This is a genomic window from Mesonia oceanica, from assembly GCF_902499555.1.
GTDB classification, from domain to species: Bacteria; Bacteroidota; Bacteroidia; order Flavobacteriales; family Flavobacteriaceae; genus Mesonia; species Mesonia oceanica.
This window is the reverse complement of the sequence record NZ_CABVMM010000031.1, coordinates 1-4,820: the sequence shown is the minus strand read 5'-3', so window position 1 is coordinate 4,820 and position 4,820 is coordinate 1. Positions and strand designations below refer to the sequence as shown.

Genomic DNA, 4,820 nt, shown 5'->3' with positions numbered 1-4,820 from the left:
ACCTTCGATCTGACGCAGAGCAATATAGAGGCTTTAGCAGGCCAGAGTGCAGGTTCTTATACGGTATCGTATTATGCGGGAGAGTCCTCCCTTGACAATGACAGCCCTATTTTGGACCCCACTTCCTATGTGAACGGTTCCAACCCGGAGGAGATCTTCTTCAAGGTAAGCCCGAACTCCTCTCCCGGATGCTATTTGACGTCTAGCTTTATGATCGAGGCCACGCCCTCGGCTGAGATTTTCGACCCTTCTCCGCTTATCGCCTGTGACAACGACAACGACGGTATCCATACGCAGTTTATGCTTACCGATAGGGACCAAGAGGTGACCGGAGGGAATGATGGTGTCGGCGTGAGCTACCACCCAACGCAGCTTGATGCGGAGAACGGGGTGAACGCCTTTGAATCGCCCTATGCGAACGTATCGCCCTATAACCAGACGGTCTACGTGCGTGCCGTTGACAACACCAACGGCTGTGTGCAGACGACCACTTTGGAGCTTGAGGTTTACGACCGCCCCGTGATCGTTGAGCCGGAAGGCCTTTCCGTGTGCGATGAGAATTCTGATGGGCAGGCCTATTTCGACCTGACCACGGTATCAGAAGAAGTACTTGACGGGCTTGACCCTGGTGTCTACCAGGTAAGCTACCATTCCAGCGAGGTGGATGCATTGGCAGGATCCCCTTCCATACCCGGTCCCGGGGGCTACCTTAGCACCGGCGGAGAGGTTTGGGTACGTGTCGAGGATACGGGCACCCCCACGGGCTGCCATAGCGTAGTACCGCTGCTGCTTGAGGTGGCGCCGCTACCCGAGCCTGTACAGCCCTCCCCGTTGGAGAGCTGTGATGACCTTGCCAGCGGTAGCGATACCGATGGTCGCAGCATCTTCGACCTGACCTCTAAGGAGGGAGAGCTTACCGGTGGCAACAACGCCTGGACGGTGCTTTGGTACGAGGACCAGGCGTCCCTTGATGCGGGCGACCCCATAGCCGTTCCTTCCGCCTATACCAATACCAACGAGGTGGACTACGCGCAGCAGACACTGCTGGCGGAGGTCACCGGTCCCAACGGCTGCAGTGCCGTGACGACCCTCACCCTTACGGTGAACCCCTTGCCCTCGCCCACGCCAAGTGCGGATCTAGAGGTTTACCAGGAGTGCGACAGTGACAACGACGGTTTTTCAGAGTTCGACCTGGAGAGCCTTGAAACGCTTATCGCCAATGGAGAGGACAATGTGGAGATCACCTACCACCCTACGGCTTCGAGCGCGGATCTGGGGGTTGATGCGATAACCGATGTATCGAACTATGGGAACACCAACCCTTGGGAGCAGGTGATCTATGCGCGTTCGACCAATACCATCACCGGTTGCCACCGTTACGTAAGCCTTACCCTTGAAGTGGTACCCCTTCCCGAGATCGATATGGCCAGCGGTGATCTGGACCTTTTCATCTGTGACGGCAACGGTGACGGCAATGCATTTTTCGACCTGACCCAGAACTCCGGAGCGATCTATGGGGCGCAGTCCCCCGATGATTACCAGCTTGGCTATTACGAGAGTTTGGAAGGAGCCGAGGCAGGGGGTGGCCTTGACCTTATCGGTACGCCTACGGCCTACCCGAACCAGGGGGAGAGCCCGTTGACGGTCTGGGTACGCCTTGAAGATATAGCCACGGGCTGTTACCGTACGGCCTCCTTTGAACTGGAAGTAGGGGTGGACCCATTGATCATGAACCCTACGGGTCTTTTTGCCTGCGATGACAGTGCCCAGGGCCCTACCGATGGGATCGGCCTTTTCGACCTTACCGAGGCCACCCCTGAGGTGACGGGCGGTGACAGTACGCTTTCCGTAAGCTATTACGCCAGTGAGTCCGACCGCGATGCGGATATCCCCATCGAGGACCCCTCTGCCTATGAGGTTGATGCCGATGAGCCCGTTACGGTGTACCTCACGGTAACCGGGGGCAACAGCTGTACTTCCCATACGAACCTAACCCTTACGGTGACGCCCAATCCAAGCATAGCCGAGGAGCTTCCGGCGATCGAGCAGTGCGACGAGGACAACGACGGGGTGGTGGCCTTCGACCTTTCGGCAGCGACCGATGGCATCCTTAACGGGGAGGACGGAGTAAGCATCACCTACCATACGACCCTTTCCAACGCGAAACTTGGTGTTGATGCGATCGAGGACGAATCCAGTTACACCACGGTGAACGACGACAGCCAGACGATCTATGTACGTGCGGAGAACGATGAGACGGGCTGTTATACGGTGCGTGCGCTTGAACTGGTGACGATAGCCTCCCCGGAGATCCAGGGGGAGCTGGAAGACCTTTACATCTGTGATGGCGATGATAACAACGGGATCGGGGTGTTCGACCTTACCGAGAACGAGGATAACATCTTCGGGGATGCCGATACGTCCAATTTGGAGATCACCTACCATACCAGTGAAGGGGGTGCCATTTCCGGCACCGGTGCCATAGCGGTGCCCACCCATTACACCAACGAGTTCAACGGCCAGGTGATCTATGTGCGTTTGGCAAATACGCAGACGGGCTGCATCGATGGCTTTTTCCTTCCGGGTGACAACAGTTTCACCCTTAACGTGAACAGCCTCCCCGAGCTTACCCACCCTTCCGGACTGCAGTTGTGCAACCAGGACGATAGCGGGGAGCCCTACCCTATGGAGGTGTTCGACCTGACCGTGAAGGAAGAGGAGATCTTTGGTGGCCCTGTGCCTTCGGATTTCAGTTTCAGCTACTATGCGGGCGAGCCCGATTACCAGGCGGGTGTTGCCATAGCCGACCCTACCGCCTATGAGAACGAGGAGAACCCGCAGACAATCTATGTGGAAGTGACCCATAACGTCGGGGAGGGCGAAGGCTCCACCGCCTGTAGCGCAGTGGAGACCCTTACCATCACGGTGCTCCCTATGCCGAGCCCTTCTGAAACGGACCCGGATGTACTTCGGATGACGGCCTGTGACGATACCAACGATGGGGTGGCGCAGTCGCCCTTCGACCTGACACTTAACGGGGATTTGATCTCCCAGGGAGAACCGGTACAGGTGAGCTATTACAGAACAGCGGAAGCCGCAGAGAATGAAGATGCGGTCGAACTGATCGGTGACCCGGGAGCCTATGTGAACGAGCCTTCGTACAACGAAGTTGACGCAAGCGGCAACCCTACCAATGTACAGGTGATCTATGCCCGTGTTGATAGTGATATCCCCGGTAACTTCTGTTATGTGGTGGTGCCCTTTGAGCTCGTGGTACAGCCCGCCCCTGTACTGAACACCTCTGTGGACGGTCTTGATTTCGGCTACAGCCTATGTTCCGATAATGCCGGTTCTGGCACGGGCAGCTTCTATGCCGAAGATGTAGCTGGTTCTGTATACGATTACGATGATGTTACGTTCAACCCCGGTATCTTGGTTCCCCTGTTGGACCCCGGTACGGCTACCAACGGCAGTATCGGAGATTACACGGTGAGCATCCACTTTACCGCTGATGGTGCCGTTAACGGTACCGGTGAAGTGCCCCCGGGATATATAGCCTCCGATGGCGATGTTTTCTACATCCAGTTGACCCATGACCTTACCGGCTGTGGGATCACCGATCAGGCGCTTATCGGTGTGCTGCACATCAAGGTGGAGCCGCGCCCGGGCATTGCCGAAGATGCGGTACTTTCAATAACGGCCTGTTCGGATAACGAAGGTGAAAATACCGCTACGGTCGATTTACAGGATTTTGATGTTGCTATTGATAACAACGGGACACCCGATACCGAAGTGTACTATTACGCGAGTGAAACCGATTATGAAAACGGGGTTCGTATCCCTGAAACACAAGAGCCGGTATACCTTACCAGTGATGGGGATGTGATCTATGCCGAAGTGGTGGATACCACTACCTACTGCAACAGTACCGGTGTGGTAATGATCCCCGTGAGTGTGGGCACGCGCCCTAGCGTTGATATCAGCAGCTATAACGGGATGTACATCTGTTCCGACAGCGACCCTTCGACCCCTGTGGATGGCGGTGACTATACGCCCCTTGTGATCGATACGGGTATGGACGGTGAGGGTTATACCTTTGAATGGCGCTACAACGACATATTGATCGCGGGAGAGGACGGCCCGAGTATCAGTGTTGGCGGTGGCAGTGGGAACCCTTTACAGGACGGGGAGTACAGCGTAATAGCCTTCGACCTTAACACCATTGACGGGACCGGTGGCAACTGTGGCAGTAACCCCGATACCATTGTTATTTTGGGGAGCAACCCACCAGAGTTTGAGGTGGCGCCTACCTCCATCGGTTTTGAAGGGGAGCACAGCCTTCGGGTGTACAATGTCAGCGGCAACGGTGACTATGAGTTCAGCGTTGACAACGGCCCCTGGTCGGTGATGCCTTCCAGTGGTATACTTGACTTCGACGGGCTCTCTGCCGGTGTGCATACCGTTTACGGAAGGGACAGAAACGGCTGTGGCACCACCGAATCAAGGGCGGTGTCCTTTATCGACTTCCCGCCGTTCTTCACGCCCAACGGTGACGGTTACAACGATACGTGGAACATCATCGGGCTGGATACCGACCTTAACCGCGGTGCGAGGATCTACATCTTCGACCGCTACGGAAAGCTTTTGAAACAGCTCAGCCCGAGTTCCCCGGGTTGGGACGGGACCTATAACGGCAGCCCTCTGCCCTCCGGGGACTACTGGTTCAGTGTGGAGTACCTCGAGCCAGGGGTGCCCGCAGAGGATGGCGGCATCGGCGTGCCCAGGCCTACGACCTTCAAGAACCACTTTACAATGAAAAG

General features: G+C 56.3%; 1 protein-coding gene. It reads left to right on the top strand.

The features are described from left to right. The coding region (locus tag FVB9532_RS19065) for a T9SS type B sorting domain-containing protein (RefSeq protein WP_150546774.1) at window positions 1-4,820 on the top strand (4,820 nt) is incomplete at both ends.